The following is a 25440-nucleotide window of genomic DNA, read 5'->3' as shown; positions in this document are numbered from 1 at the left end:
CGCTAACGCCATTGCAGTTTGTCGTTGAGGATTGCCCCTTGGACATCGAGGCCCGCACCGCCGTCCTGTCGCGTTCGCCCTTCTTCCGCGAGCTCGATCCAGACCTCGTCGCGCTCTCTGCGCGGGAGGCGCAGGAGCGCAAGCTCGCGAAACAGGAGTCGCTGTTCCAGCAGGGCGATGACGCCACGCATCACTATGTCGTGGCCTGGGGACGGCTGCGGCTCGATCAGGCAACTCCTGACGGCAAGAATATCGTGCTGCGTTTCATGGGGCCGGGAGACCTGGTGGGCTCAGTGGCCGTCTTCCGGGGCATGCCCTATCCCGCCACGCCTGTCGCGGTGGAGGAGACCTCCGTTCTCAGCTGGAGCGCGGTCCGGATGATGGCGCTGATGCAGGAGAACCCGCCGCTCGCCATGCGCGCAATGGGCATGATGGGTGGGCGAATCGAGGAATTGCAGGCCCGGCTGCAGGAGATCGCCACGCAGCAGGTCGAACGCCGTATCGCCGCCACTATTCTGCGTCTTGCAGGCCAATCGGGCCGGAGAACCGCTGAGGGCGTGGAGATTCCGTTCGCGCTGTCACGCCAGGACCTCGCGGAGATGACCGGCACCACGCTTCACACCGTCAGCCGGACGCTTTCGGCCTGGATCGAGGAAGGCCTGCTCGAAGGACGGCGATCGAGCCATCTCGTCATCCTGCGCCCGCATCGCCTTGTGGAAATCGCCGAACAGGCGTGAGCGCGATTTGCGCGGCAACAAGTCGCGCCGCCGAGTTACACGCTAAGCGAGCCTCTCGGAATGGAGGCTCGAATGCTCGACGATCTGAAATTCATGAATGTGTCCGACCTGATGCAGGGCTGGCCGGAGACCGTGCCGGTTTTCGTGAAGCACCGCATGGCCTGTCCGGGCTGCGTGATGGCGCCCTTCATGACCGTGCGCGAGGCGGCGGCGGAATACGGCCTGTCCGCGGACGGGCTTGCGCGAGACCTTGCGCAGGCGATGCCGCGGGAACGATGGGAGGATCGGGTCTGAACCTTCAAGGTAGACCGCAGCCGCTGGCGCAAGCTAGAAGTGTGCGCGCAGAGATTGCCGAAAGGCGGGTGCAGTCGGAATGCCATTCAGCGGAACACATGCCGAGGGCCAGCTTCAGGCTCTGATCGGCACCGCCGTCGATGGCATCATGAGCATCGACCGGCACGGCATTGTCGATCTCTACAACCCTGCCTGCGAGCGGATTTTTGGTTGGACACCCGACGAAGTGATCGGTCGGAACGTCTCGATGCTGATGCCGCCGCGCTATGCGCACCGGCATGACGGCTTCATCGAGCGCTATATCGACACCGGCGATGCACGCATCATCGGAATCGGCCGCGAAGTCGAAGGGCTTCGCAAGGACGGTTCCGAATTCCCGATGGATCTCAGCGTCGGCGAGTTCGAGACCGGCGGCGATCGGCGCTTCGTCGGCATTGTCCGCGACCTGACCGAACGCGTCGCCGCCGAGCGCCGGCTGCGCGAATTGCAGGCGCAACTCTCCCATATGGGCCGGGTCAGCGCCGTTGCCGAAATGGGCACGGCCCTTGCGCATGAACTGAACCAGCCGCTGACCGCGATCGCGCTCTTCCTTGCCGCCTCGGACAAGGCGCTTGAATCCGACCCGGCCAAGGCCCGCTCGCTGTTTGCGCGCGCGCAGCAGGAATCGCAGCGGGCGGGCGACATCGTCCGGCGGATTCGCCAGATGGTGGAGCGCGGCGATGACGAACGCCGCGATATCGAACTGTCCGAGCTCATCACAGGCGCTGCGGAATTGTGCAGCGTCGCCGATGTCGACGGCCGGACCGCGATCGACATTTCCCGGGCGCAGTCGCGGATCATGATCCATGCCGATGCAACCCAGATCCGCCAGGTGATGGTGAACCTGATCCGCAACGCCATGGATGCGACCGCAGCGCAGAAGAACCGAACCGTGCGCGTGCGCACGCGTTTGAGAGAGGACATGGCGGAGATCGACGTCGAGGACAATGGACCGGGGATCGACCCGCAGGTCCGGCCCCGGCTGTTCTCGCCCTTTGTGACGAGCAAGAAGGACGGGCTCGGGATCGGCCTTTCGATCTGCCGCACGATCGCCGAGGCGCATGGCGGCTCCCTGGAACTGCTTGATGAACCGGAACCGGGGGCGCTGTCCGGCGCCCGCTTCCGTCTCGCGCTGCCGATGAGCTGACGGATGTCCGACAAGACGCTGCATATTGCCGTAACCGATGACGACGACGCCGTGAGGGATGCGCTCGCCGCTGTGCTCGAAGGGCCGGGACGGACCATTCGCACCCATGCGCACGGTCTGGCCTTCATCGAATCGCTCGATGACGTCACGCCGGATGCGGCCTTTCTTGATCTGAAAATGCCCGTGCTCACGGGGCTCGACGTTCTCCGGCGGATCGGTCGCGTCCCGTTCCCGATCATCATGGTAAGTGCCCACGGCGATATCGCGACGGCGGTGGAAGCGGTCCGGCTTGGCGCCTACGACTTCGTGGAGAAGCCCTTCACACCGGACGTGATCGAAACAGCCCTCGAGCGCGCCCTGTCCAAGGACAAAGAGGCAAGTTCGCCGGAGGCCTTCATCACCCTGACTGATCGGGAGGCGGAGATCGCCCATGCGTTGAACCGCGGCCTGACCAACAAGGAAATCGCGCGCGAGTTCGAGATCAGTCCGCGCACTGTGGAAATCCACCGCGCCCGGGTGTTCGGAAAGCTGGGTGTGCGCAATGTCGCCGGCCTTGTCAGATTGATGGCGGACGGGCCCGGCCGGGTTTGATCGAACGCAATACACGGATCGGCCGGCCGGACTATTTTAGCCGGTATGAAAAGCCGCGTGTTGCACCTGATCGAGACGACCGGCACGGTCGCCGACGCCTTTGAGGCGTTCGCCGCCGCGCGCGGATTCACGCTTCTGCGTCACGACACGGATTGGTCCGCGGCGCTCGATTTCCTGCCGCTTCCCGACGATGTCCTGATCGCGGATCTCGATCGCCCCGATGATGTTCGCGGTTTCCTCGGCTGGCTCGGTCGCCTGGCCCTGATGCCGCGAACCATCCTCGTGACCAGCCTCGAAACCGGGTTCGCCGCGGCACTGAGTGCCGGGGCGAAGGGGATCGTCGTCCTCGCGAAGCCGATCCGGATCGATGAGCTGGACGCGGCGATTGTCGGCCCAGCAACACCCGCTGCCGAGAGCGCATAGGGGTTTTCCCGTACGCGTTCACCCGAATTTCGCGCTCCGGGATAAAGCGGCATTTGTGAGCTCCAAGGACACACCATCCCGGGAGCCCGGACATGACGCTTCAGCCCCCCCGCCGCCTCAAGGCCCGTATGCCACTCTACCATGCCGGCGATCCCGCGCAGGATCTCGTCAAGCTCGTCTCGGGCGTTGTCATGGTGTTCCAGATCTTCGAGGACGGCCGGCGGCAGGTGCTCGATATCGTCACCGCCGGCGAGCTCGTGCATTTCCAGATCGACGGTGAACTGGATCATCACGCCGAGGCCCTCACCGATATCGAGGTGATTTCCATACCGGTCTCCGAGCTGACGCAGAACCGTGCCTGGACCGAATTCGTGTTCGACCAGATGCGCGGACGGCTCGACCGCGAACGCCGTCATGTCGCCCTTCTCGGTCAGAAATCAGCGGCCGAGCGGCTGGCGGAGTTCCTCTTCCTCCTGTCCGATCGCCTGACCACCCCGCTGGGCGATATCGAACTGCCGATGAGCCGCCAGGAGATTGCCGACTATACCGGTCTCACCATCGAGACGGTGTCGCGCCTGTTCTCGCGCTGGCTGCGCGAGCGCCGGCTGGTGGCCACGGGGCGCCGAACCTACCGCATCGCCGGGTGTCTCGCCGCCTGATCTCACGAAACACAGCGCTTTTGAGCCAGCGCAATTCGGCACACGTCGCCCGGGTCTAGTCACGGGTCATCACAACCGCTCATCCAAGGAGAGCACCATGAATATCCGCAAGCTCCGCATCGAACTCATGGCCGGTATCGCGACCGCCGTGGTCGCCGGTGCCGCCGCTTTGGCCTTCCAGCCCGCGGCCCTGGCGCAGGAGACCGCCGAGGTGGCCGATATCGTCCGCAACCCGACGGACCTTCCCCCGCCGATCACCGCGACGGCACCGCAACACCACGTGGTCGAACTCGAGACGGTTGAACTCGTCGGCCAGCTGGCCGACGGCACGACCTTCACCTACTGGACCTTCAACGGCCAGGTGCCCGGTCCGATGCTGCGCGTCCGCGTCGGCGACACGGTCGAGGTCCGCATGACCAACGCGCCCGACAGCATGATGATGCACAATGTCGACTTCCACGCCGTGACCGGTCCAGGCGGCGGCGCAGCGGCGACGCTGGCCGGCCCTGGCGAGACCCGCAGCTTCACCTTCACGGCGCTCAATCCCGGCGTCTATGTCTATCACTGCGCCACCCCGATGGTGGCCCAGCACATCGCCAACGGCATGTACGGGCTGATCGTGGTCGAGCCGGAAGGCGGCCTGCCGGAGGTCGATCGCGAATTCTACGTGATGCAGGGCGAGATCTACACCGAGGAAGCCTTCGGCACGCCGGGTCTCGCGACCGAGAGCCTCACTGCGCTGCTCGACGAACAGCCGCAATACTACGTGTTCAACGGCTCCGCCTATGCGCTTCGCGACCGGCCGATGCAGGCCGAAGTCGGCGAGACCGTCCGCATCTTCTTCGGCGTGGGCGGCCCCAACAAGACCTCGTCCTTCCACGTGATCGGCGAGATCTTCGACACCGTCTATCCGTACGGATCGCTGACCTCGGAGAATATCTACGACGTCCAGACGGTGACGGTGGCCCCAGGTGGTGCCGTGGCGGTGGACTTCGAGCTCGAGGTTCCGGGCAACTACATCCTCGTCGACCACGCCCTGTCGCGGGCTGAACGCGGCCTCGCCGGCGTCCTCCATGTCGAGGGTGATCCGAACCCGGATGTCTACCACGCGCCGGACGGCGAGGTGGAAGGCAGCGGCCACTGACCAACCTCCCTGGCGGTGCGGCTCAGCCTCCGGGCGGCCGCGCCGCTCCCCTCCCCCAACAACAAGCAGTCAAACGGACAAGAACAATGAAACTCCAGACCCTCCTCACCGCCGCCGCCATCGCAATCGCCGTGCCGGCCGCGGGCTTCGCCGAAGACCACCAGGTCCACATGCTCAATCGCGGTGCCGATGGCCAGATGATGGTGTTCGAGCCGGCCTTCCTGCAGATCGAGCCCGGCGACACCGTCACCTTCCTGCCAACCGATCCGAGCCACAATGCCGAGAGCATTCCGAGCATGATGCCCGAGGGTGCCGAAACCTTCCGTGGCCGGATCAACCAGGAGATCACGGTGACGTTCGACCAGGAAGGCGTCTACGGCATCAAATGCCTGCCGCACTATGGACTGGGCATGGTCGCCGTGATCCAGGTCGGCGACGACACCGCCAATCTCGAGGCGGCGCGCAGTGTGCGGCACCCCGCCCGGGCCAACCAGAGAATGCCGGAACTGCTCTCCCAGGTGCAGGAGTAACCGGCCCCGCGGCGGTGCGTTTCTCCCTCCCGCGCGCCGCCGCACCCTCTTTCGTTACGCGTTCAAGGCCGCAGCGACTGCTGCGGCCTTTTGCGCTTAGCGTGAGCTGACGGTTTCGATGCCCCGGCCCAAGGCCGCGACGAATTCGGGAATAAGGCACTCGCTGACGGAAGCACTCGACCAGTAGGGGTTCATGAAGACGCCGCGCATCAGCACCAGCCGGTCATCATCGTCATCGAGGCTGTAGCGGGCGGCATGCGCCGCGATCTGCGCCGACTGGCCGGGACGCCGAAGCGTCGTCATCGACAGGTGGAACGCGCCGTCCTCGCGCATCGCATCATAGAGCGCGGCCGTCCGGCGGTTCGCCGAGGACAGCGGCTCGCCGTCCGAAGCGAGCGAGAAGCAGGCGATATTGCTGTCGGCCGGCTCGAGGAATCGAAGCTCGGGGAGGGTCGCGCGGACGGCCTCCTGGAAGGTCTGCCCCGCCCGTACCGTGCCGGCGAGGATGGCACCGAACCGGTCCGGGCGGAAACCGATCGTGCGTCCGGTCAGCCACATCGCCGCCGCGCCCGAGGCCGGGCGCGAGCCCTCCAGCGTCGCCGACCACAAATCCTGCGCGAGGTGGGGGCGCTCGAGATAGGGCGCGTCGAACACCGAGACCGTGTAGCGATCGGCATCTCGCGCCAGGAAGGTGCCGCAGGCATAGGGCGTGTAGCCGAGCTTGTGCGGGTCGATGGTCACTGAATCTGCGCGGCCAACCGCCTTGAGCGCCTTGCGTACGCGCGGCGAGAGAACGGCTTCGTGCGGACCGCCGGGGATGGTGCAGAGAAAGCCGCCATAGGCCGCATCGACATGGTGCCAGATGCGCCAGCCGCGTTCGGCCTGCAGGCGTTCGAGGAGATCGCAGACCCGGTCCACCGGGTCGATCTCACCCGTCTCGGTCGTGCCCGCCACGGAGACCACCGCCAGCACCGGGCGCTCCGCGGCCGCGGCGTCCTCAAGGCGCCCTTCGAGATCGGCGACGTCGAGCCGGCCTTCCGCATCGAGCCCGACGCTCCAGAAGGCTTCCTCGCCGAGACCGAAGACATTGGCCGCCTTATGCCAGGAGAAATGCTTGTTGCCCGGCACGAGCACGACCGGTCCGGAATAATCCCGCCCGCTGGCCGCGCCGATCCGCCGGAACACGTCGGCGGGATTGCCCGCAACAGCGCTCGCCCGGCGCAGGTCGCCGGCGGGCGGTTCGTGGCGTGAGGCCAGCTCGGCGAAGCGCGCCCAGCCCATGTGGGCGGCCGCGAAGAGATCGAGTTGCTCGCCGGTATTCTCGGCGATCCACAGCGCCAGCGCCAGCCAGTGATCGAGCCGGTAGCGGGCGCGCCAGACGCCTTCGAAATTCGCCATCGTCCCGCCCGAGGTGAAATGCCCGCGGGCGGCCGCCGGATCGAAGCCGACCATTTCCGCCAGCATGGCGATCGCCTCGGCTTCGATCACCGTGCCGACCTTCGACACCTCCCGCGACGTGTTGTTGGGGTTGTGCAGCAGCGCCGTGAAATGGCCGAACAGGGCCGGCAGGGACAGCTCGGACACCATGTGTCCGGCATAACGCGGCGAATAGGTCGGGGTTTCGCGGCGCAGGAGGGCCATCAGCTCGGCCAGTGCCTGTGCCGTCCGCTCGCGCTCGACGAGGAAGCCCGGGGTCAGCCGTTCCTCTGCGCCGATCGCCGGAGGGTCGCCCGGCAAGGTGCTGCGCCGCCAATCGAACCAGTCATCGACGATGGCCTGGAATTCGGAGCGAACCCAGGATTCGTTCTCCGACCGCGGTCCGGGGAAATAGGCCTTGGGACCCGAAATGCCGTCGTCGTTCATCGCTTTCGTCCTTTTCGCTGCCTCTGGCGATGCGAGTGCCACAGCCGGGCTGCAGCGCTTTTGCGCCAGCGCAACACGCACCTGACTGGCGGGCGCTATCGAGCCTGCCAAGAGGACAAAAGGACACTCCCCATGCTCGCGCTTTCGCTGGTCTCCGCTCTCGCGCTGGTCGTCTCTGATGACCCAGGGCCGTCTGTCCTGGAGGACGCGATCATTCTTGATCTTCGTCTGCGCTATGAACTGGCCGATCAGGACGGGCTTGCGCACACCGCTGATGCGTTGACGATCCATGCCCGGGCGGGTTTCGAGACGCCGCGCCGCGAGGGCTGGAGCCTCCTCGCCGAGGGCGAATTCATCGCCGGGCTCGCGGGCACCTATTCCGATACGATCACGGCAAGACCCGGCTATCCCGTCATCGCCGATCCCGACGCGGCGGAACTGAACCGGCTGCAGTTGTCATGGCAGGGGGAGGACGGGCAATCCCTCACGCTGGGCCGGCAATGGATCAATCTCGACGACCAGCGCTTCGTGGGCACGGTCGGCTTCCGCCAGAACAGCCAGAGCTTTGACGGAGTCCGTCTCACACTCGGCGGCGACGGCCGCGTCGGCTTCGACTATGCCTGGATCGGCCGGGTCAACAGGCTGTTCGGTTCCGATCACCCTCTGGGGCATTTCGAGAGCGACTCCCACCTCGCCGAGCTTCGGGCAACGACCGGTATCGGCACGCTCGCCGTGTACGGGCTCTGGCTCGATCTGGACAATGCGCCGGGCCTGTCCTCCCGGACGATCGGCGCGCGGCTGGCGGGACAGCGAGACGGCTGGTCCTGGCGCGCCGGCTATGCGCGGCAAAGCGATTACGCGAACCAGCCGGGAGGTTTCGCTCTCGACTATGTTCGGCTGGAACTCGGCCGTCAGATTGGTCCCGGCCAGCTGATCGGCGGGATGGAAATACTCGGAGGAGACGGCACGGCCGGCTTCCAGACGCCACTCGCGACGCTGCACAAATTCCAGGGCTGGGCCGACGCCTTCCTGACCACACCGGCTGAAGGTCTGCGCGATGCCTATCTGCGCGCCAGCTATCCCGTCGCCGGGATCGAGGGGCTCACGCTGAGCGGTGCGGTTCACGACTTCGCTTCGGATGACGGGGATCTCGACTTCGGCCACGAACTCGACCTCTCGGCCGCCCTGCCGCTGGGCGACGGGCTTACGGTCGAAGCCAAAGCAGCTTTCTTCGAAGGTGGATCCGCCGGTCCGGCCGACCGCACCCGGATCTGGCTGATGCTGGGCTATGCGTTCTGAAGGTACCAGTTCACCGAGGGACCGGCGCTGTTTGTTGTGGTGCTTGCTGAACCGCCAACCCTACCAATGGCTCAGGCCAATTCGCCGCATCGCGCGATCGAGCCATCAGGGCTAGCGTGGGTGTCTGGACCAAGGGGAGGCCTACGATGAACCATAAACACCGCAAGACGCTGCACGCCATTTTTGCACATCCCGAGCCGGCCAATCTCGCGCCTTCGGATGTAGAGCACGTTCTGACCGATCTGGGCGCTGAGCTGCATGAACGCAGCGGCGCGAAATTTTCGGTCTCGCTGAACGGACACACCGCCAGCTTCCATCACGCTCATCACAGCCTGCCGAAGGATGAGGTGCGCTCGGTTCGCAAATTCCTTGAGAGCGCGGGAATCGACCCGGAGCGCGACTTCCCGCTCTAACGGCAACCCTCTCCTCGTCGGTATGCCACCGCGTTGACAGGGTCTGGACCCGGTGGGTCGGCATGTCATTGTGTCCCCGCCATCGCCACCGAGGGACGCCTTATGACCGCCTATATCGACCCGTCCAAAGAAGATTTCGCCCGCTTTCGCGAGATGGACCGCGCGGGTCCGGTTCACATGCTGAACCTGGTGAAATTCCGTAAGAAGGCCGCCTATGAGGACGGGCGGGACGTGACCGGCGCACAGGCCTACCGGGCCTATGCGCGGGAAAGCGGCCCGGTCTTCGCCCGGCTGGGCGGACGCCAGGTCTGGGTCGGCAAGCCGGAGATGGTGCTGATCGGCCCGTCCGATGAAAGCTGGGATATCGCCTTCATCGCGGAATATCCGAGCGTCGCCGCCTTCGTGGAAATGGTCCGCGACCCGGTCTACCGCGAAGCCGTGAAACATCGCCAGGCGGCGGTCGAGACCTCGCGCCTGATCCGCATGCAGCCCGCCAGTCCGGGCTCCGGCTTTGGCGAGGTATTGCGCTGAAGGAAGACGCTGCCGGACTTCGGGTCGTCAGAAAATGGAAAGACCCGTCTTCCGGGTGAACAATTCGAGCGCCGCCGTACCGACATGCGAATTGCCGAGACTGTCGAGTTCCGGCGACCAGACGCAGACCGAGAACTTGCCCGGGATGACCCCGACAATGCCGCCGCCGACCCCGCTTTTCGCCGGTATGCCGACGCGGAAGGCGAAATTCCCGACCCCGTCATAGAGCCCGCAGGTCAGGAGAATGGAATTCACCCGCTTCACCCGCAGCGGCGGGAAGCGCTGTTCACCGCTCGCCGGGATCACGCCTTCATTCGCCAGCGGCAGGAAGGCGCGGGCCAGGTCCATCGCCGACATGGCGATGGCGCATTGCCGGAAATAGAGGTGCAGCACCCGCGTCACCTCCGATTTCAGATTGCCCTGCGCCTTCAGGAAATGCGCGATGGCGGCATTGCGGTGGCCGTGTGCTTCTTCGGACCGTGCGACCTCCTCGTCGATGATCACGCCCGGATTGCCGGACAAGCGGCGCACCATGTTCAGGAGGTGCGGCACCGGGCTCGCCGAATGCGCGGCGATGGCGTCGGTGACGACGAGCGCCCCGGCATTGATGAAGGGATTGCGCGGAATCCCGCCCTCATTCTCCAGCTGCATCAGCGAGTTGAACGGGGTGCCCGAGGGCTCCCGCCCGACCCGTAGCCACAACGCGTCGGGATCGACGGTCTCCAGCGCCAGCAGCAGGGTGAAGACTTTCGAGATCGACTGGATCGAGAAGGGCATCAGCGCGTCGCCCGTGCGCCACTCCCGGCCGTCGACCCCGCACACCGCCATGCCGAACCGGTCCGCCGGCACCCGCGCCAGGGCCGGGATGTAGTCGGCGACCTTGCCCTTGCCGAATTCGGGCTTCACCGCTTCGGCGATCTCGTCGAGCAGGGGCTGGATGTCTTTCATGGCGGACTCGCGCGGCTTCCAGCGGCCAGACTGAACGTCTCACAGCGTGAAGACAAACCGCGGTCCGGACGGTGTTTCGCGGTCAGGCGTCCGGATCGGGTTGCCGGACCGGGCGAAGGTCGACCGGTCCGCGCTGGCGGCGCACCGGGCCGGCCTCGTCGCCGGTCGCCTGCATCTGGTTCTCGCCGCTGTCCTCGCGCTCCAGTTCTGCCTCTTCCTGCAGAGTCTCGGGTTCGCTTCGTCCGGGATCTGCAGTGGTGGTGCGGCGCAGGCCCTGCGCCTGCTGGCTCAGCGGATCCCGCGCCGGCGCGGGCGGTGCGTCGGCCGCCTGAACCCAGAGCGTCAACGTCAGCATGGTGATGATCATGACAATCCTGTCCCTCGGCCACTCGGCGCGATCCTGCCGCCGGACCGGACCGGTTGAAAGACCTGGCAAAAGGTCATGACCTCCGGGGTAAGCGCCTGCCCACCAGGGGGTGTGACACTTTCGGCGCTCGCGGAGCGAACCGGAACGCGGCATGATCCCGTAGACCGGGGTGCCGGCAAATTCATCACGGAGGCGGCGCGATGCGTATTTGGCTTGGGGTGAGTCTGGCTTTGGTGACGGGTGCGGCACTGGCGGAATCGCCGGATTTCGATGCCTGTCTCGATCGCGCGCAGGGCGATGCAGCCGTCGCGCAATGCTATTTTGACGAGGACGCCCGGCAGACGGCCCGGATGGATACGGCCTTCACGCGCCTGCTCGATGCACAGCCCTCCCGGCATGACCGGCGGCTGCTGGGCGAGGCGCAATCGGCCTGGATCGGCTGGCGCGACGCCCAGTGCGAATGGGGCCGCGCCCTGCCCTGGGGCGATATGCCCGACGACCTGATCGCCCCGGCCTGCCGCATGACGCGGACCGAAACGCGCGCGGACGAACTGGAAAACCTGCTGCTCTTCTTTGGGTCGCCCGGTCCCGGCCCCGACTTCCTGTTGCCGGATTCCGACAAGCGGTCTTTGACCGCAGACGATCTCGCTGGCCTGTCGCTGAGCGAGTTGCGCATCGCCCGCAACGAGATCTTCGCCCGGCACGGTCGGCGCTTCTCCGACCCGCAGCTTCAGGCTTGGTTCGAAGCGCGCGAATGGTATGTCCCGCGTGACGGCGAGCCGCGCCTGAGCGCGATCGAGACGGCGAATGTCGCCTTCATCGCGGCCGAAGAGGCGCGGCGGAACTAGGCTTTCAGCCGCTCGGCATGCCAGGCGAGATGCTCGGCCATGAAGGTCGAGATGAAATAATAGGAATGGTCGTAGCCGGGCTGGCGCCGCAGCGTCAGGTCGATGCCGGTCCCGGCGCAGGCCTGTTCCAGAAGCTCCGGCTTCAGCTGTTCGCTCAGGAAATTGTCCGCCTCGCCCTGGTCGACGAGGATGTCCGCCATGCGCGCGCCGTCTACGATCAGCGCGCAGGCATCGTAATCCCGCCACTTCGACCGGTCCGGACCGAGATAGCCGGTTAGCGCCTTTTCGCCCCACGGGCAGTTGAGCGGCGAGACGATCGGCGCGAAGGCCGAGACGGCCTTGAACCGCTCCGGATTGTGAAGGCCGATGGTCAACGCGCCATGCCCGCCCATGGAGTGGCCCATGATCGATTGGCGGGCCATGTCGGCAGGGAAGTTCGCGCCGATCAGATCGGGTAGTTCGCGCTCGATATAGGACCGCATGCGGTAATATTCCGCATACGGTCTTTCTGTTGCGTCGACGTAGAAACCGGCGCCCAGACCGAAGTCGTAACTGCCCTCGGAATCGTCCGGCACGCCTGCGCCGCGCGGGCTGGTGTCCGGCGCCACGAAGATCAGGCCGTGCTCGGCGCAGGCGGCGCGGAACTCGCCCTTCTCGGTGACATTGGCGTGGGTGCAGGTCAGCCCCGACAGATACCAGACGACAGGCAGTTTCTGGCCCGGTCTGTGCTCCGGTACGAAGACGGAGAACACCATCTCCGTCCCGGTCTCTTTGCTGGCGTGGGCGTAGACGCCCTGCACGCCGCCATGGGATTTCGTTTCGGACCTGGTGGTGAGGGGCATTACGTCCGGACCGGGTGCAGCGCGCAGATCTTGTTGCCGGCCGGATCGCGCAGATAGGCGAGGTAGAAGACCGGCGGTTCACCGCGATAGCCGGGTGGGTCCTCGATCGCCGTGCCGCCATGGGCGAGGCCGGCGGCGTGGAAGGCATCGGCCAGTTCCGGCGTCTTGGCGAAGAAGCCGATCGTGCCGCCATTGGCACAGCTCGCGGGCTGGCCGTCGATCGGCTTCGACAGGGCGAACGTGCCCCGGTCGGTGCGGTAGAAGACGCGGCCCTTCTCGTCCATCACCCCCGGCGGAATGCCGAGCGCGCCGAGCGCGGCGTCGTAGAAGGCCTTCGAGGCGGCGACATCGTCGGCGCCGAGCATCACATGGCTGAACATCGGTCTTTCCCCTAGTAAACGACCACGCTGCGGATGCTTTCGCCCGCATGCATCAGGTCGAAGCCTTTGTTGATGTCTTCCAGCTTGAGCGTGTGGGTGATCATCGGGTCGATCTGGATCTTTCCATTCATGTACCAGTCGACGATTTTCGGCACATCGGTCCGGCCCCTCGCGCCGCCGAAGGCCGTGCCCTTCCACACCCGGCCAGTGACCAGCTGGAAGGGCCGCGTCGCGATCTCCTTGCCGGCCTCGGCCACGCCAATGATGATGCTCTCGCCCCAGCCGCGGTGGCAGGCCTCCAGCGCGGTTCGCATCACCTCGGTATTGCCGGTGCAGTCGAACGTGTAGTCCGCCCCGCCATCGGTCATTTCCAGAAGCTTGGCGAGCGTGTCCTCGCGGCTCATCCCCTTGGTGTTGAGGAAGTCCGTCATGCCGAATTTCCGGCCCCATGCCTCGCGGTCGGGATTGATGTCGACGCCGATGATCCGGTCCGCCCCGGCCATCTTCGCGCCCTGCAGCACGTTGAGGCCGATCCCGCCGAGCCCGAAGACGACGACATTCGCGCCCGGCTCGACCTTGGCCGTGTTGACCACCGCGCCGACGCCGGTGGTGACGCCGCAGCCGATATAACAACTGGTCTCGAACGGCGCGTCCTCGCGGATTTTCGCGACCGCGATCTCGGGCAGGACGGTGAAGTTCGAGAAGGTCGAACAGCCCATATAGTGGAAGATCGTCTGGCCCTTGTAGCTGAACCGGCTCGTCCCGTCGGGCATCACCCCCTTGCCCTGGGTGGCGCGGATCGAGGTGCACAGATTGGTCTTCTGGCTGAGGCAGCTTTTGCACTGGCGGCATTCCGGCGTGTAAAGCGGGATGACGTGATCGCCTTCCTTCACGCTGGTCACACCAGGGCCGACTTCGCGCACGATGCCCGCGCCTTCATGACCGAGAATGGAGGGGAAGATGCCCTCGCTGTCGAAGCCGTCGAGCGTGTAGGCGTCGGTGTGACAGATGCCCGTCGCCATGATCTCGACCAGCACTTCGCCCGCCTTCGGGCCGTCAAGGTCCAGTTCGACGATTTCGAGCGGCTTCTTCGCCTCGAAGGCGACGGCAGCACGGGTTTTCATTCGGTTTCTCCGGGCAAATCACTTGGCCTGGAGCATAGGCCGGAATGCGCGGCGTTCCACCCGTGGAAATGAAGCCAACAGAGCTTCCCCTCGCCCCGATTTGGGGGAGAGGGGTCAGGGGTGAGGGGGCGTGCGCTTCGCTCGCGATGTCAGAGCAGAACCCCTCATCCGGCATTTCAGGCCAGCTTCTCCCCTTCAAAAAGGGGAGAAGGGAAGGCATTGCGCGTCTGCGAGAGGCAACTCCCGTCTTGATCCCCGCGCGCCCACCCGCGAAGCTGACCATCCGATCCGAATCCGGTCCCGTCAGGGGCCGTATCCCCGGCACGCCGCGCCCTATCCAACGGAGCCCGCCCATGAAGGACGCCCCGCAAACGCCAGCGCACGACAATCTGCCCCCGCCCGGCGCGCCGGACATCGAGATTGCGCGCGCCGCGCCGATGCGCCCGATCCTGCCGCTGATGGCGGAAAAGCTGGGCCTTCCGGCCGAGGCGCTCGTGCCTTACGGCCACTACAAGGCGAAGCTCTCCCACGCCCATATCGCGTCACTGAAGGACAGGCCGCGCGGCAAGCTCGTCCTCGTCACCGCCGTCACGCCGACCCCGGCGGGCGAAGGCAAGACGACGACAAGCGTCGGTCTCAATGACGGTTTGAACCGGCTCGGCAAGAAGGCGATCGCCTGTCTGCGCGAACCCTCGCTTGGCCCCTGCTTCGGGATGAAGGGCGGCGCGGCCGGGGGTGGACGGGCGCAGGTCCTGCCGATGGAGGACATCAACCTCCATTTCACCGGCGACTTCCACGCCATCACCGCGGCGAACAACCTCCTCGCCGCGATGATCGACAATCACATCCACTGGGGGCTGGAACCGGAGCTCGATTCCCGCCGTGTCAGCTGGAAGCGCGTGCTCGACATGAATGACCGCGCGCTCAGGAATGTCATTGTCGGTCTCGGCGGCCAGCCTCACGGCGTGCCACGCGAGGCGGGCTTTGACATCACCGTTGCATCCGAGGTCATGGCGATCTTCTGCCTTGCGGAATCGATGGACGACCTGCAGGCGCGTCTCGCCCGCATGATCATCGGCTTCACGCCCGAAGGCGCGGCGGTCACGGCCGGCGATATCGGCGCTGCGGGGTCGATGGCGGTCCTTCTCAAGGACGCCTTCCAGCCCAATCTCGTCCAGTCGATCGAACACGCCCCGGCGATGATCCATGGCGGCCCGTTCGCGAATATCGCGCATGGCTGCAATTCGGTGATCGCGACGAAGTCCGCCCTGGCGCTCGGCGATATCGTCGTCACCGAGGCCGGTTTCGGCGCCGATCTCGGCGCGGAGAAATTCCTCGACATCAAATGCCGTCAGTCCGGCCTGAAACCCGATGCCGTCGTCCTGGTCTGTACGGTCCGGGCGCTGAAGATGCAGGGCGGGCGCAAGAAGGACGAGCTCGGCACGCCCGACGCCGATGCCGTCACAAGGGGCGGGGTCAATCTCGCCCGCCACATCGCCAATCTGCAGCAATTCGGCCTGACCCTGGTTGTCGCGGTCAATCACCGCACGGGCGACACCGAGGACGAGATTGCCGCCGTGCAGGACATCTGCGACGCGCACGGCGCGCGCATGGCGGTGTCGAAACACTGGGCGGAAGGCGGCAAGGGCGCGATCCCGCTCGCCGAAGCCGTGATCGACGCGCTCGAGGGTCCGGCGCCGGATTTCAAGCTGATCTATCCGGATGATCTGCCGCTCGCTGCCAAGATCGAGACGGTGGCCAGGCGCATCTATGGCGCAGCGGGCATTCAGCTTTCGATGCGGGCGGAACGCAGCCTCGCCGAGTTCGAGGCGCTGGGCTTTGCGAACCTGCCGGTCTGCATCGCCAAGACGCAGTACAGCTTCTCCGCCGACCCGACCCTGCTTGGCGCGCCGGAAGGCCATGTCCTGCCCGTCCGCGAAGCCAGGCTCTCGGCCGGGGCGGGCTTCGTCGTCGCGATCTGCGGCGACGTCATGACCATGCCGGGCCTGCCCCGTCACCCCGCCGCGCTGGACATAAGGCTTGGCGCGGATGGCGAGATTGTCGGCCTGTCCTAGGACGCCGTTTCAGGGGCGGCTTTCTTGTTGGGCCTGATGCCGAAGAAGAGCGCGTAGAGCACCGGCACAGCGACCATCGTCAAGATGGTCGCGAAGGTCAGTCCGCCGATGATCGTCACGGCCATGGCCTGGAAGAAGGCGTCGAAGATCAGCGGCGCCATGCCCAGCACCGTCGTCACTGCCGCCAGCATTACCGGGCGCAGACGGCTGATCGCGCCGTCATGCACCGCCGTGAAGCGGTCGTCGCCGCGCGCGATGCGTTGGTCGATCTCGTCAACCAGAACGATCGCGTTCTTGATCAGCATCCCCGACAGCGACAGCAGGCCCAGAAGGGCGGTGAAGCTGAACGCGACCTGCGTCACCAGCAGGCCGATCACCACGCCGTTCACCGCCATCGGCACGATCGCCCAGATGATCAGCGGCTGACGGATTTTCGCGAATAGTGCGAAGGAGATGGTCAGCATGACAAGGAGGGCAAGCGGCAATTGCTGGCCCAGCGATTCGTTGGCGCGCTGCGACCCCTCGTGCTCGCCGCCCCATTCCAGCGAATAGCCGGCTGGCAGGGGCACGGATTCGGCGATCTGGCTGAACTGGACGAAGGCTTCCGCCGCCGTCTGTCCCGGGCGCGGATTGCCCTGGACGGAAATGGTCCGCACCCGGTCGCGGCGCTGGATCAGCGCCTCCTCGGACACCAGCTCGAAACGCGACACCACCTGGTTCAGCGGCAGATAGGCGCTCTGCGCCGGGCTCCAGACCAGCCGGTCTTCGAGATTGCCCGCATCCTCGCGTTCGCTTTCCGGTGCGCGCGCGATGATCGGGATCAGCTCCTCGCCTTCGCGGAAGACGCCGATCCGCGCGCCCTCGGTCGCGAAACTCATCATGTCGGCGATGGACTGGCGGGTAACCCCGGCCGTTCGAGCGCGTTCCTCGATGATGATCGGACGCAGGACACTGATCTGGTTGCGCCAGTTGGTGCGCAGATCGACGAATTCGGTCTGCGTGTTCAGCCTTTCCAGCATCTCCTCGGACAGCGCCCGCAGGACGGCCGTGTCCGGACCGGAAATGCGCGCTTCCAGCTGTGCGCCGGTCGGCGGACCGAACACGATCCGGTCGATCCGGATCTCCGCATCCGGGTGCGTGGTGCGCGCATGCTCCAGGATGCGCTGACCCATCGGCTCGATCTGTTCGAGCGTCTGCGCCCGGACCACGACCTGCGCATAGGCCGGAGAGGGCTGTTCGGCATTGTAGGTCAGCATGAATCGCGTCGCGCCCGCGCCGACATAGGTGTCGTACTGGACGGTTTCGGGTTGTTCGCCGATGAAGGCGCCGATCTCGCGTGCGGCTTCGTCCGTCGTCAGGATATCCGTGCCTTCCGGATAGAGGATGTTGACGAAGAAGAGCGGCGTGCCGGTCTGCGGGAAGAAGGACTGCTTCACCGCGCCGAAGCCGGCATAGCACAGCACCGTCACCCCGATCAGCGCGGCCAGGACGATCCAGCGCGCCCGCAAGGCGAATCCGATCACCGGGCGGTAGAGCGCGAACAGCGGACCGCGATAAAGCGTCGCTTCGCTCATTGCCTCCGTGCCCTCAGCCTCGGCCTTTTTCCGTTGGGCCGAGAAGAGGTGGAAGCCGACCATCGGCACGACGGTCACAGCCAGCACCCAGCTCAAAAGCAGCGAAATCCCGATCACCGCGAACAGCGAGAACAGGAATTCTCCCGTCGCATCGGGCGACAGGCCGATGCCGGAAAAGGCCATGATGCCGATAATCGTCGCGCCGAGCAGCGGCCACTGCGTGCTCTTCACCGCTTTCTCGGCGGCTTCCAGACGTCGTTCGCCCTTCTCCACCCCGGTCAGCATGCCCTCGGTCACGACGATGGCGTTGTCGACCAGCATGCCCATGGCGATGATCAGCGCGCCGAGCGAGATGCGCTCCATCTCGATCGCGAACAATTCCATGAAGAAGAGCGTGCCGAGCACGGTGAGGAAGAGAACCGAACCGACCGTCAGCCCCGCGCGCCAGCCCATCGAGATCATCAGGACGATGACGACGATGGCGACGGACATCATCAGATTGATGAGGAAGGCGTCGATCGCGTCATTGACGACGACATGCTGCTGATAGACCGGATGCAGGTCGAAGCCGAGCGGCAGATCGCTGCGTAACGCCTCCAGCCGGGCTTCAACGGCATGGCCGACATCGACGATGTTCGCGTCGGCCTGTCCCGCCACCCCGATCGTGAAGGCGCGGACATTGTTGTGGTAGATCAGATTCGTCGGCCGCTCGACCGGCGCGCGCCGTACCGTTGCCACATCCGACAGGCGGATCGCCTGGCGGCCATTGCCCGGATTGATCAGCAGGTTCTCGATCGCTTCTACGCCGCCGAGCGTCTGGGGAATGTCGATCCGCACATAGCGGTCACCGATCGGCACCGCACCCGCCCTGACGACGGCATTCTCCGTTCCCACTGCCTGCAGCAAGAGCTCGTAGGACAGGCCCACCCGGGCGAGTTCCTCTTGCGGCACCTCGATATAGATGCGCTCTTCCGGCTCGCCGTCGACCGCGACACTGGCGACCCCGTCGACGACAAGAAGTTCGCGGCGCAGCATGCGCGCGACATCCCGGATTCGCTGGTCGGTATAGCCGTCCGCTGTGACCGCGTAGAAGATTCCATACGTGTCGCCGAAATCGTCGAACACGATCGGTTCGCCGGCCCCCGGCGGCAGGCTCGACATCGCATCGCGCACCCGCGCGCGCATGTCGGTCCAGATCCCCGGCAATTCGGTGCCGTCGAACGTGTCCTCGATGACGACGTGGATTTCCGCCATTCCAGGCGAGGATTCCGAGCGGATCTCGTGCAGTTCGGACATTTGCTGCAGCGCCGTTTCCAGCGGCTCAACGACCTCTTCCTCGACCTCGAAAGCGGTCGCGCCCGGATAGGGCACGAAGATGATCGCCTCCTTGATCGTGAAGGCCGGGTCTTCCAGCCGCCCGACATTGAAGAAGCCGTGCAGTCCGCCGAGCAGGCAGAACAGGACGACCATCCAGGTCAGGACGGGGCGTTCGATGGAAAGGCGGGCGATCGACCAGCCCGCTTGGCCGGAAGACGGCATGCCTATTCCCCCTCGAGCGGGCGAACGACCATGCCGTCCTGCAGGGCGGAGACGCCAGCCGTGGCGATGCGTTCGCCGGGCTCCAGCCCGTCCGTGATCCGCACATGGCCTTCGGTGAACTCGCCCAGTTCGACGATCCGGCGATACACCGCGCTTGTGTCGTCCTCGAACACGTAGACGACAGGCAGTCCCGCCGCGTCATAGCCGAGCGCGGTGATCGGAATGGTGATGGCGGCCGGCAATTCGGCGTTCGGAGAAATCTCTGCATAGACGGTTGCCGTCATGCCCGGCAGCACGTTGGCGGGGATATTGTCCGGCAAGGCCAGAATGCCGCGATAGGTCTGGGACGCGCTGTCCGGCTCACTGACCAGTTCGCGCGGTTCCAGTTGAAAACGGCGGTCGGGCAGGAAGTTGAAACTGGCTTCGACCGAGGTCAGGTCTTCCGCGCTGAACGTCGCGACGAGGTCTTCCGAAAGCGGGATGGAGACGCGTAACTCACCCACATCCTGGAGCCGGGCGACCGGCTGGCCGGGCGCGACCACGGTGTAATTTTCGACGAGAACCCGGCTGATAAGACCGTCGAAGGGCGCGCGGAGCGTCGCGCGCTGGAGGTTCTGGCGCACGGTCTCCAGTTCGACGATCCGCAGATCGTACTGGGTCTGTGCGGCTTCGAGCGCCGCCGCGGCCGCGATGCCGCGGTCGTAAAGCGTCTGCTGACGGTCGAGATCGGCGCGCGCCTGCTGGACCTGGACGTTCGCCTCGCGCTCAGCGCGGCGGAATTCCTCGAGATCGAGCTGCGCGACCAGATCGCCCTCGGCCACATTCGTCCCGTCATTGACCGGGAATTGGCCCAGCTGCCCGCCGACCTGGAAGGACAGATCGACCGCGCGGCGCGCCTCGACCCGGCCGACGAATTCGTAGGACCGCTGAAGCCCGCCGGCTTCGACCGTCTGGATCGGGACCGGGCGGGCGGGGCGTTCCATGGCTTCGGGTTCACCGCCGCACGCGGCGACGAGGAGGCTGACCGCGAGGGGGAGGAGGGCGCGCAGCGTCATGGATAGATGTCCTCGGTGAGGGAGAGGAGCCGGCCGCGAACCTGGTCGCGATCGGACGGGTTGAGGGGGTCGAAACCCAGCATTTCGCGGTAGCTCATGCCGTCGATCGCCAGCATGACGATTTGCGCCAGCACCGGATCGTTGGCCCGTTTCATCAGGCTCTTTTCGATCCGCGCCTTCAGCTCCCGCGCCGGATTGATCAGGTCGGGCTCTTCGGCGGTGACGCCGAGCAGGGCCCCGGCGATCCGCTTCTTGCGTTCATTGGTTTCCGTCAGGACGGCGAGAATCCGCCGCTCGACGGGGCCGTCCTCATCCTTGTCCGCACTCAGCGCGTGTTCGAGCTCGGCCTCGTATTCGGCGACCAGCCGCTCGACCAGCCCTTGAAGAAGCGCCGATTTGCTCGGGAAATGATAGAGGACGCCGCCCTTGGAAAACCCGCTTTCGGTGACAACGGCATCAATCGTCGTGCGGCGCGCGCCGTCGCGCACGATCACCGTCTCCGTCGCATCGAGAATGGCGGATCGCGTGTCGGGCTTGGCGGATTCCGGGCTGTCGGTCATGGCGGCGCAACTAAACCGTCCAGACGGTACAGTCAACGCATGATGGCCATGCGTCATTGCAAAGCGTCCCGCTCTCCGATACCCGCTTCCCGCGCTGAAACCCGGCCGCAGCCTTGACCTCCCGGCTCGCCTGTGCAGGTTTCCATCCCACCTTACCCACCGGATATGACACGCGCGCTTCACCCCGCTGCCTATCGTCATACTCCTTCCTCGCGGGCCGGAACCGGCCTGCCCAGGCAGACAACAGGAAGACGTCATGGAATTCGGTACGGGCGTTTCGCTCGCCCTCTACTTCATTGTCATGATCGGTATCGGCCTCTACGGCCTGAAGGAATCGACCAGCGACGCCTCGGGCTATCTGCTCGGCGGCCGCAAGCTCGGCCCGGCCGTGACCTCGCTGTCCGCTGGCGCCTCCGACATGTCGGGCTGGATGCTGCTCGGCTTGCCCGGGGCGATGTATGTCTCCGGCCTGTCGGCTTCCTGGATCGCGATCGGCCTCGTGATCGGCGCGCTGCTCAACTACATTCTCGTGGCCCCGCGCCTGCGCGTCTACACGGAGCGGGCGGCCGACGCGATTACCATCCCGGACTATTTCGAGAAGCGCTTCCACGACCATTCCCGCCTGTTGCGGGTCGTGTCTTCGATCGTGATCGTCGTCTTCTTCACGCTCTACACCTCGTCCGGCGTCGTCGCCGGCGGCAAGCTGTTCGAAAGCGCCTTCGGCCTGTCCTACACGCTGGGCCTGTTCGTCACGGCGGGCGTCGTGGTGCTCTACACCCTGCTCGGCGGCTTCATGGCCGTGTCGATGACCGACTTCGTGCAGGGCTGCATCATGTTCATCGCCCTCGTCATGGTGCCGCTCGTGGCGCTGACCGGTGTCGGCGGCGGCAGCGAATTCGTCTCGACGATCGAGGGGATCGACCCCAGCCTCCTCAACATCTTCTCCGGCATGACGGTGCTGGGCATCGTCTCGCTGATGTCCTGGGGGCTCGGCTATTTCGGGCAGCCGCACATCATCGTGCGCTTCATGGCGATCCGCTCGGTGAAGGACGTCGCGACGGCGCGCAATATCGGCATGAGCTGGATGCTGGTGACGATCATCGGCGCGCTCGCGACCGGCCTGATCGGCCTGGCCTATGTGACGCAGCGCGGCATTCCGCTCGACGATCCGGAGACGATCTTCATCGTGCTGTCCTCGGACCTGCTCTTCAACCCCTATGTCGGCGGCTTCCTGCTCGCGGCCATTCTCGCGGCGATCATGTCGACCATCTCCTCGCAGCTTCTCGTTTCATCGAGTTCGCTGACCGAGGACTTCTACAAGATCTTCCTGCGCAAGAAGGCCAGCCAGAAGGAATTGGTCACGGTCGGCCGCATCGCCGTCGTGGCGGTCGCGGCGGTCGCCATTGCGCTCGCCTTCGATCAGGACAGCACGGTTCTGGGTCTCGTTTCCAACGCCTGGGCCGGCTTCGGTGCCGCCTTCGGCCCGGTCGTCCTCCTCTCCCTGTTCTGGAAGAAGATGACGCGCTGGGGCGCGCTCGCCGGCATGATCGCCGGCGCGGTGACGGTGCTTCTGTGGGTCTACGCCTTCGGCCTCTCGGGCGTGATTTACGAGATCGTGCCCGGCTTCCTGATCTGCTGGGTGACGATCTATGTCGTCAGCCTCCTGACACCCGGTCCGAAGGCCGAGGTCGAGGAGACGTTCGATGCCGTCGAAGGCGAGCTGAAGGACGAACTCGGCTGACGAAAGCGAGGCGGGAGAGGGCCGTCAGGCCTTCTCCTTCAGCTTCGTGATGCCGAGCATGTCGAACACGGCGCGTTCGTAGAAGGGTTCGCCCACGCCGCGGCGGATCTTGCCGATGAAGTATTTCTCGAACGCAACCTTGGCGAGGTGAACCCAGCCGCCTTCGGCGGACCAGTTCACATTGCGCGGCGGGATTTGCGGCATGGCGACGAAGGCGACCCCGCCATCGCCGAAATCGGCGATGCAGACAGCATTCCACGTTGCTTCGTGGCGCGGCTCCTCGCCGTCCATGAGCGAGCGGATATTCTTCGCCGCGGCATGCGCCATGGACTCGATCATGAAACCGGTCTTCGGCACGCCGACCGGCACCGGATAGTTCGCAACCGGCGGGATGGCGACGCACACGCCGATCGAGAACACATTCCCGTAATTCGGATTGCGCTGCGTCTTGTCGGCCAGCACGAAACCACGCGGATTGACGAGGCCTTCGACGCCCTGGAGCGCACTGACACCGCGGAAGGCGGGCAGCATCATCGCGAATTTGAAGTCGAGATCGTGCGCCTGCTTCACGCTGCCGTCTTCGGCCACCTCCTCGACATGCATGACGCCATCACTGACCGATTTCACCCGCGCACTGGTGATCCAGCGGATGTGGCGGTTGCGCATCTCGCTTTCGAGCAGACCCTTGGTGTCGCCCACCCCGTCGAGGCCGAGATGGCCGACATAGGGTTCGGCCGTGACGAAAGTCATCGGCACCTTGTCGCGGATCTTCCGCTTGCGAAGATCGGTGTCGAGGATCAGCGCATATTCATAGGCCGGCCCGTAGCAGGACGCGCCCTGGACCGCGCCGACCACGATCGGCCCCGGATTGGCGCAGAATTCCTCCCACTTTTCCTTGGCGTTGGCGGCGTGATCGACATGGCAGATGGACTGGGTAAAGCCCCCATGTGGTCCCAGCCCCTCGATCTCGTCGAAGGCGAGGTCCGGTCCGGTCGCGATCACAAGATAGTCGTAGGTGACGGTCTCGCCATTCGCGAGGTCGATGGCGTTGTCGGCCGGGCGGACCTTCGTCGCAGCCGACTGGATGAAGCCGATCTTCTTCTTCGACAGCATCGGGGCCAGCTCGACCTTGATCGCGTCCGGCGTTCGCCAGCCGGTCGCGACCCAGGGATTGGACGGGGTGAAATGGAATGTCGGATAGTCGCTGATGACGGTGACCGTATCGGTCTTGCGCGCTTCCTTGCGCATTTCCAGCGCCATCAGCGTGCCGCCGAGACCGGCGCCGAGCACGACGATATGGGCCATGATTGACCTCCCCTGGCTGTGAAGGGGCGCGCCGTTTATCGCGGTTCGTCCCTCATGGTCGCACGCCGGGGAGGAAAGACGGCCCTAACCGTCGAGCTTGTCCGCCGCCGTGCAGAATTCGTCTTTCAGGAAGCCGAGCAGCGCCAGACAGCGCGGATCGGCGATCCTGTAATAGACCTGAAGGCCGTTCTTGCGCCGGTCGACGAGACCTTCGCCGTGCATCTTCGCCAGATGCTGCGACATCGCCGAAGCGCTCAGATCCGCCACGTCGCACAGCTCGCTCACCGTGGCCTCTCCCGACACGAGCCGGCAGAGAATGAGAAGCCTCCGGTCATTGGCAATCTGCTTCAGGAAGCGGGCGGTCTCTTCCGCCTGCTCCTGGAGGAGGGCCATGTCCGGATCCATGACGGTTGTCATCCTTCAGTCCATTAAGTTAGTTGACACTAAATTAGCACACACTAAATTGGTGTCAACGGGTTCCGACGAGTGACCCGGATGCCGGCGCGAGGAGTGACGCCATGACCGGGACAGTTGAGGTAAAGGGCTTCTTTAACGAGCCGACCTTCACCGTCTCCTATGTGGTCTGGGATCGCGCGACTCTGCAAGCTGCGATTGTCGATCCCGTACTCGACTACGACCCGAAATCGGGAGCGGCAGGGCGTAAATCGCTAGACCTGCTTCTGGATTTCGTTCGCAAAAACAATCTGCAGGTGAAGTGGTCGCTGGAGACCCATGCCCACGCCGACCACCTGTCGGCCGCCCCGCTCGTTGTCGAATCAACGGGTGCGAAGATTGTGATTGGCGACCATATTCCATCGGTTCAGGCCGTCTTCAAACCGGTATTTGCGGCGGATGACGTTTCCGGGACCGGCGCGGAATTCGATCGGCTGGTCACCGATGGCGAGACCCTGGAACTGGGCCGGCTCGAGATCGAGATCCTGCATACGCCCGGTCACACGCCGGCCTGTGTCAGCTATCGCATTGGCGACGCAGTCTTCGTCGGCGACACGCTCTTCATGCCCGACTACGGCACGGCGCGGTGCGACTTTCCCGGCGGCGATGCCCGGGCCCTCTACCGGTCGATCCACAAAATTCTCTCCCTGCCCCGTGAGACGCGCCTCTTCATGTGTCACGATTACAAGGCGCCTGGCCGCGACACTTTTGCTTGGGAGACTACTGTCGGTGAGGAACTCGACCACAACATCCATATCGGCGGCGGGGTCAGCGAGGACGATTTCGCCCGGATGCGGACGGCGCGCGACTCGACGCTCGCCGCGCCGACGCTTCTGCTGCCGTCGATCCAGACCAATATCCGGGCCGGCCATTTCCCCCCGGCCGACCCGGACGGGGCGATCCGCCTGCGAATCCCCGTTCGCGGTGCGGACGCCCTGACCCCCATGAAGACCCGATAG

26 protein-coding genes are annotated in these 25440 nt (G+C 65.3%); 15 read left to right on the top strand and 11 right to left on the bottom strand.

The window, feature by feature from the left end; translation table 11 throughout:
* Positions 1-38: 38 nt before the first annotated feature.
* The 8 genes from L5876_RS12810 (at position 39) to L5876_RS12775 (ending at position 5564) form a co-directional block, all read left to right on the top strand.
* The gene (locus L5876_RS12810) at positions 39-737 is read left to right on the top strand and encodes a Crp/Fnr family transcriptional regulator (protein WP_236956752.1); all 699 of its coding nucleotides are present in this window, start codon (positions 39-41) and stop codon (positions 735-737) included.
* A gap of 72 nt (positions 738-809) precedes the next feature.
* Positions 810-1031 carry a DUF1858 domain-containing protein gene (locus tag L5876_RS12805; RefSeq protein WP_236956751.1) on the top strand — a complete coding sequence of 74 codons (222 nt, stop codon included), beginning with the start codon at positions 810-812 and terminating at the stop codon, positions 1029-1031.
* Positions 1032-1110: 79 nt separating this feature from the next.
* Entirely contained in the window at positions 1111-2217 is a 1107-nt protein-coding gene (locus tag L5876_RS12800; protein WP_236956750.1) for a nitrogen regulation protein NR(II), read from the top strand.
* Positions 2218-2220: 3 nt separating this feature from the next.
* A complete protein-coding gene (locus L5876_RS12795; RefSeq protein ID WP_236956749.1) occupies positions 2221-2808 on the top strand; it encodes a response regulator transcription factor in 588 nt (195 codons plus the stop codon).
* A gap of 45 nt (positions 2809-2853) precedes the next feature.
* Positions 2854-3231, top strand: a complete 378-nt coding sequence (locus L5876_RS12790) for a hypothetical protein (RefSeq protein WP_236956748.1) — start codon at positions 2854-2856, stop codon at positions 3229-3231.
* Between the two features lie 92 nt (positions 3232-3323).
* Positions 3324-3890, top strand: a complete 567-nt coding sequence (locus tag L5876_RS12785; protein ID WP_236956747.1) for a Crp/Fnr family transcriptional regulator — start codon at positions 3324-3326, stop codon at positions 3888-3890.
* A 97-nt stretch (positions 3891-3987) separates the two neighbouring features.
* Positions 3988-5034 (top strand): copper-containing nitrite reductase, encoded by a 1047-nt coding sequence (gene nirK / locus L5876_RS12780; RefSeq protein WP_236956746.1) that lies wholly within the window; start codon positions 3988-3990, stop codon positions 5032-5034.
* A gap of 86 nt (positions 5035-5120) precedes the next feature.
* Entirely contained in the window at positions 5121-5564 is a 444-nt protein-coding gene (locus L5876_RS12775) for a pseudoazurin (protein ID WP_236956745.1), read from the top strand.
* A 96-nt stretch (positions 5565-5660) separates the two neighbouring features.
* Here L5876_RS12775 and L5876_RS12770 read toward each other — a convergent pair whose 3' ends face one another.
* Positions 5661-7427: a pyridoxal-dependent decarboxylase gene (locus L5876_RS12770; RefSeq protein ID WP_236956744.1), complete on the bottom strand. Its 1767-nt coding sequence runs from the start codon at positions 7425-7427 to the stop codon at positions 5661-5663.
* Between the two features lie 132 nt (positions 7428-7559).
* On the opposite strand from L5876_RS12770, the gene L5876_RS12765 reads away from it, so the two are divergent.
* From L5876_RS12765 to L5876_RS12755, 3 genes are all read left to right on the top strand, one after another.
* A complete protein-coding gene (locus L5876_RS12765) occupies positions 7560-8726 on the top strand; it encodes a hypothetical protein (RefSeq protein ID WP_236956743.1) in 1167 nt (388 codons plus the stop codon).
* A 146-nt stretch (positions 8727-8872) separates the two neighbouring features.
* Positions 8873-9139: a hypothetical protein gene (locus tag L5876_RS12760; protein WP_236956742.1), complete on the top strand. Its 267-nt coding sequence runs from the start codon at positions 8873-8875 to the stop codon at positions 9137-9139.
* Between the two features lie 102 nt (positions 9140-9241).
* Positions 9242-9670, top strand: coding sequence for a DUF1330 domain-containing protein (locus tag L5876_RS12755; RefSeq protein WP_236956741.1), 429 nt, complete (start codon positions 9242-9244; stop codon positions 9668-9670).
* A 27-nt stretch (positions 9671-9697) separates the two neighbouring features.
* Here the strand turns inward: L5876_RS12755 and L5876_RS12750 are convergent, their stop codons facing one another.
* Together L5876_RS12750 and L5876_RS12745 are read right to left on the bottom strand one after the other, a co-directional pair.
* A complete protein-coding gene (locus tag L5876_RS12750) occupies positions 9698-10618 on the bottom strand; it encodes a glutaminase (protein WP_236956740.1) in 921 nt (306 codons plus the stop codon).
* An 82-nt stretch (positions 10619-10700) separates the two neighbouring features.
* Positions 10701-10985, bottom strand: a complete 285-nt coding sequence (locus tag L5876_RS12745) for a hypothetical protein (protein ID WP_236956739.1) — start codon at positions 10983-10985, stop codon at positions 10701-10703.
* Positions 10986-11185: 200 nt separating this feature from the next.
* Here L5876_RS12745 and L5876_RS12740 point away from each other — a divergent pair, with 200 nt between their 5' ends.
* On the top strand, positions 11186-11833 hold the full coding sequence (locus L5876_RS12740) for a YARHG domain-containing protein (RefSeq protein ID WP_236956738.1): 648 nt from the start codon (positions 11186-11188) through the stop codon (positions 11831-11833).
* Here L5876_RS12740 and fghA read toward each other — a convergent pair.
* From fghA to L5876_RS12725, 3 genes are read right to left on the bottom strand one after another with little or no spacing between them, the layout of a single operon-like run.
* Positions 11830-12675 carry an S-formylglutathione hydrolase gene (gene fghA / locus L5876_RS12735; protein ID WP_236956737.1) on the bottom strand — a complete coding sequence of 282 codons (846 nt, stop codon included), beginning with the start codon at positions 12673-12675 and terminating at the stop codon, positions 11830-11832. The genes L5876_RS12740 and fghA overlap by 4 nt on opposite strands.
* Entirely contained in the window at positions 12675-13055 is a 381-nt protein-coding gene (locus L5876_RS12730) for a VOC family protein (protein ID WP_236956736.1), read from the bottom strand. Before L5876_RS12730 ends, fghA begins: the two co-directional genes overlap by 1 nt.
* 11 nt (positions 13056-13066) lie before the next feature.
* The gene (locus L5876_RS12725) at positions 13067-14179 is read right to left on the bottom strand and encodes an S-(hydroxymethyl)glutathione dehydrogenase/class III alcohol dehydrogenase (RefSeq protein ID WP_236956735.1); all 1113 of its coding nucleotides are present in this window, start codon (positions 14177-14179) and stop codon (positions 13067-13069) included.
* A gap of 353 nt (positions 14180-14532) precedes the next feature.
* Here L5876_RS12725 and L5876_RS12720 point away from each other — a divergent pair, with 353 nt between their 5' ends.
* Positions 14533-16254 carry a formate--tetrahydrofolate ligase gene (locus L5876_RS12720; protein WP_236956734.1) on the top strand — a complete coding sequence of 574 codons (1722 nt, stop codon included), beginning with the start codon at positions 14533-14535 and terminating at the stop codon, positions 16252-16254.
* Here L5876_RS12720 and L5876_RS12715 read toward each other — a convergent pair.
* Genes L5876_RS12715 through L5876_RS12705 form a run of 3 tightly spaced genes read right to left on the bottom strand, consistent with a single transcriptional unit; the run spans position 16251 to position 20982 of the window.
* Positions 16251-19367: an efflux RND transporter permease subunit gene (locus tag L5876_RS12715; protein WP_236956733.1), complete on the bottom strand. Its 3117-nt coding sequence runs from the start codon at positions 19365-19367 to the stop codon at positions 16251-16253. The two genes, L5876_RS12720 and L5876_RS12715, sit on opposite strands and share 4 nt — an antisense overlap.
* A 2-nt stretch (positions 19368-19369) precedes the next feature.
* Positions 19370-20422 (bottom strand): efflux RND transporter periplasmic adaptor subunit, encoded by a 1053-nt coding sequence (locus tag L5876_RS12710; protein WP_236956732.1) that lies wholly within the window; start codon positions 20420-20422, stop codon positions 19370-19372.
* Positions 20419-20982, bottom strand: coding sequence for a TetR/AcrR family transcriptional regulator (locus tag L5876_RS12705; RefSeq protein WP_236956731.1), 564 nt, complete (start codon positions 20980-20982; stop codon positions 20419-20421). The genes L5876_RS12710 and L5876_RS12705 overlap by 4 nt, the downstream gene beginning before the upstream one ends.
* Positions 20983-21238: 256 nt before the next feature.
* Between L5876_RS12705 and putP the strand changes: the two genes are divergently transcribed.
* Positions 21239-22723 carry a sodium/proline symporter PutP gene (putP, locus tag L5876_RS12700; RefSeq protein ID WP_236956730.1) on the top strand — a complete coding sequence of 495 codons (1485 nt, stop codon included), beginning with the start codon at positions 21239-21241 and terminating at the stop codon, positions 22721-22723.
* A gap of 24 nt (positions 22724-22747) precedes the next feature.
* Here the strand turns inward: putP and L5876_RS12695 are convergent, their stop codons facing one another.
* Both L5876_RS12695 and L5876_RS12690 read right to left on the bottom strand, forming a co-directional pair.
* Positions 22748-24028 (bottom strand): NAD(P)/FAD-dependent oxidoreductase, encoded by a 1281-nt coding sequence (locus L5876_RS12695; RefSeq protein WP_236956729.1) that lies wholly within the window; start codon positions 24026-24028, stop codon positions 22748-22750.
* An 84-nt stretch (positions 24029-24112) separates the two neighbouring features.
* Positions 24113-24445, bottom strand: coding sequence for a helix-turn-helix transcriptional regulator (locus tag L5876_RS12690; RefSeq protein WP_236956728.1), 333 nt, complete (start codon positions 24443-24445; stop codon positions 24113-24115).
* 101 nt (positions 24446-24546) lie between these two features.
* Here L5876_RS12690 and L5876_RS12685 point away from each other — a divergent pair, with 101 nt between their 5' ends.
* Positions 24547-25440 carry an MBL fold metallo-hydrolase gene (locus L5876_RS12685; protein ID WP_236956727.1) on the top strand — a complete coding sequence of 298 codons (894 nt, stop codon included), beginning with the start codon at positions 24547-24549 and terminating at the stop codon, positions 25438-25440.

Origin of the sequence: Hyphobacterium sp. SN044, assembly GCF_021864465.1 — a bacterium.
GTDB lineage: Bacteria > Pseudomonadota > Alphaproteobacteria > Caulobacterales > Maricaulaceae > Hyphobacterium.
Note: the sequence above shows the minus strand (reverse complement) of the source record. Positions and strands in the feature narration are given on the sequence as shown.

What these genes read in the sequence shown, in the direction of transcription:
- L5876_RS12805 (WP_236956751.1), top strand. Translation starts at nt 810, where the DNA reads ATGCTCGACGATCTGAAATTCATGAATGTGTCCGACCTGATGCAGGGC.
- L5876_RS12800 (WP_236956750.1), top strand. Translation starts at nt 1,111, where the DNA reads ATGCCATTCAGCGGAACACATGCCGAGGGCCAGCTTCAGGCTCTGATC.
- L5876_RS12795 (WP_236956749.1), top strand. Translation starts at nt 2,221, where the DNA reads ATGTCCGACAAGACGCTGCATATTGCCGTAACCGATGACGACGACGCC.
- L5876_RS12790 (WP_236956748.1), top strand. Translation starts at nt 2,854, where the DNA reads ATGAAAAGCCGCGTGTTGCACCTGATCGAGACGACCGGCACGGTCGCC.
- L5876_RS12785 (WP_236956747.1), top strand. Translation starts at nt 3,324, where the DNA reads ATGACGCTTCAGCCCCCCCGCCGCCTCAAGGCCCGTATGCCACTCTAC.
- nirK (WP_236956746.1), top strand. Translation starts at nt 3,988, where the DNA reads ATGAATATCCGCAAGCTCCGCATCGAACTCATGGCCGGTATCGCGACC.
- L5876_RS12775 (WP_236956745.1), top strand. Translation starts at nt 5,121, where the DNA reads ATGAAACTCCAGACCCTCCTCACCGCCGCCGCCATCGCAATCGCCGTG.
- L5876_RS12770 (WP_236956744.1), bottom strand. Translation starts at nt 7,427, where the DNA reads ATGAACGACGACGGCATTTCGGGTCCCAAGGCCTATTTCCCCGGACCG.
- L5876_RS12765 (WP_236956743.1), top strand. Translation starts at nt 7,560, where the DNA reads ATGCTCGCGCTTTCGCTGGTCTCCGCTCTCGCGCTGGTCGTCTCTGAT.
- L5876_RS12760 (WP_236956742.1), top strand. Translation starts at nt 8,873, where the DNA reads ATGAACCATAAACACCGCAAGACGCTGCACGCCATTTTTGCACATCCC.
- L5876_RS12755 (WP_236956741.1), top strand. Translation starts at nt 9,242, where the DNA reads ATGACCGCCTATATCGACCCGTCCAAAGAAGATTTCGCCCGCTTTCGC.
- L5876_RS12750 (WP_236956740.1), bottom strand. Translation starts at nt 10,618, where the DNA reads ATGAAAGACATCCAGCCCCTGCTCGACGAGATCGCCGAAGCGGTGAAG.
- L5876_RS12745 (WP_236956739.1), bottom strand. Translation starts at nt 10,985, where the DNA reads ATGATCATCACCATGCTGACGTTGACGCTCTGGGTTCAGGCGGCCGAC.
- L5876_RS12740 (WP_236956738.1), top strand. Translation starts at nt 11,186, where the DNA reads ATGCGTATTTGGCTTGGGGTGAGTCTGGCTTTGGTGACGGGTGCGGCA.
- fghA (WP_236956737.1), bottom strand. Translation starts at nt 12,675, where the DNA reads ATGCCCCTCACCACCAGGTCCGAAACGAAATCCCATGGCGGCGTGCAG.
- L5876_RS12730 (WP_236956736.1), bottom strand. Translation starts at nt 13,055, where the DNA reads ATGTTCAGCCATGTGATGCTCGGCGCCGACGATGTCGCCGCCTCGAAG.
- L5876_RS12725 (WP_236956735.1), bottom strand. Translation starts at nt 14,179, where the DNA reads ATGAAAACCCGTGCTGCCGTCGCCTTCGAGGCGAAGAAGCCGCTCGAA.
- L5876_RS12720 (WP_236956734.1), top strand. Translation starts at nt 14,533, where the DNA reads ATGAAGGACGCCCCGCAAACGCCAGCGCACGACAATCTGCCCCCGCCC.
- L5876_RS12715 (WP_236956733.1), bottom strand. Translation starts at nt 19,367, where the DNA reads ATGCCGTCTTCCGGCCAAGCGGGCTGGTCGATCGCCCGCCTTTCCATC.
- L5876_RS12710 (WP_236956732.1), bottom strand. Translation starts at nt 20,422, where the DNA reads ATGACGCTGCGCGCCCTCCTCCCCCTCGCGGTCAGCCTCCTCGTCGCC.
- L5876_RS12705 (WP_236956731.1), bottom strand. Translation starts at nt 20,982, where the DNA reads ATGACCGACAGCCCGGAATCCGCCAAGCCCGACACGCGATCCGCCATT.
- putP (WP_236956730.1), top strand. Translation starts at nt 21,239, where the DNA reads ATGGAATTCGGTACGGGCGTTTCGCTCGCCCTCTACTTCATTGTCATG.
- L5876_RS12695 (WP_236956729.1), bottom strand. Translation starts at nt 24,028, where the DNA reads ATGGCCCATATCGTCGTGCTCGGCGCCGGTCTCGGCGGCACGCTGATG.
- L5876_RS12690 (WP_236956728.1), bottom strand. Translation starts at nt 24,445, where the DNA reads ATGACAACCGTCATGGATCCGGACATGGCCCTCCTCCAGGAGCAGGCG.
- L5876_RS12685 (WP_236956727.1), top strand. Translation starts at nt 24,547, where the DNA reads ATGACCGGGACAGTTGAGGTAAAGGGCTTCTTTAACGAGCCGACCTTC.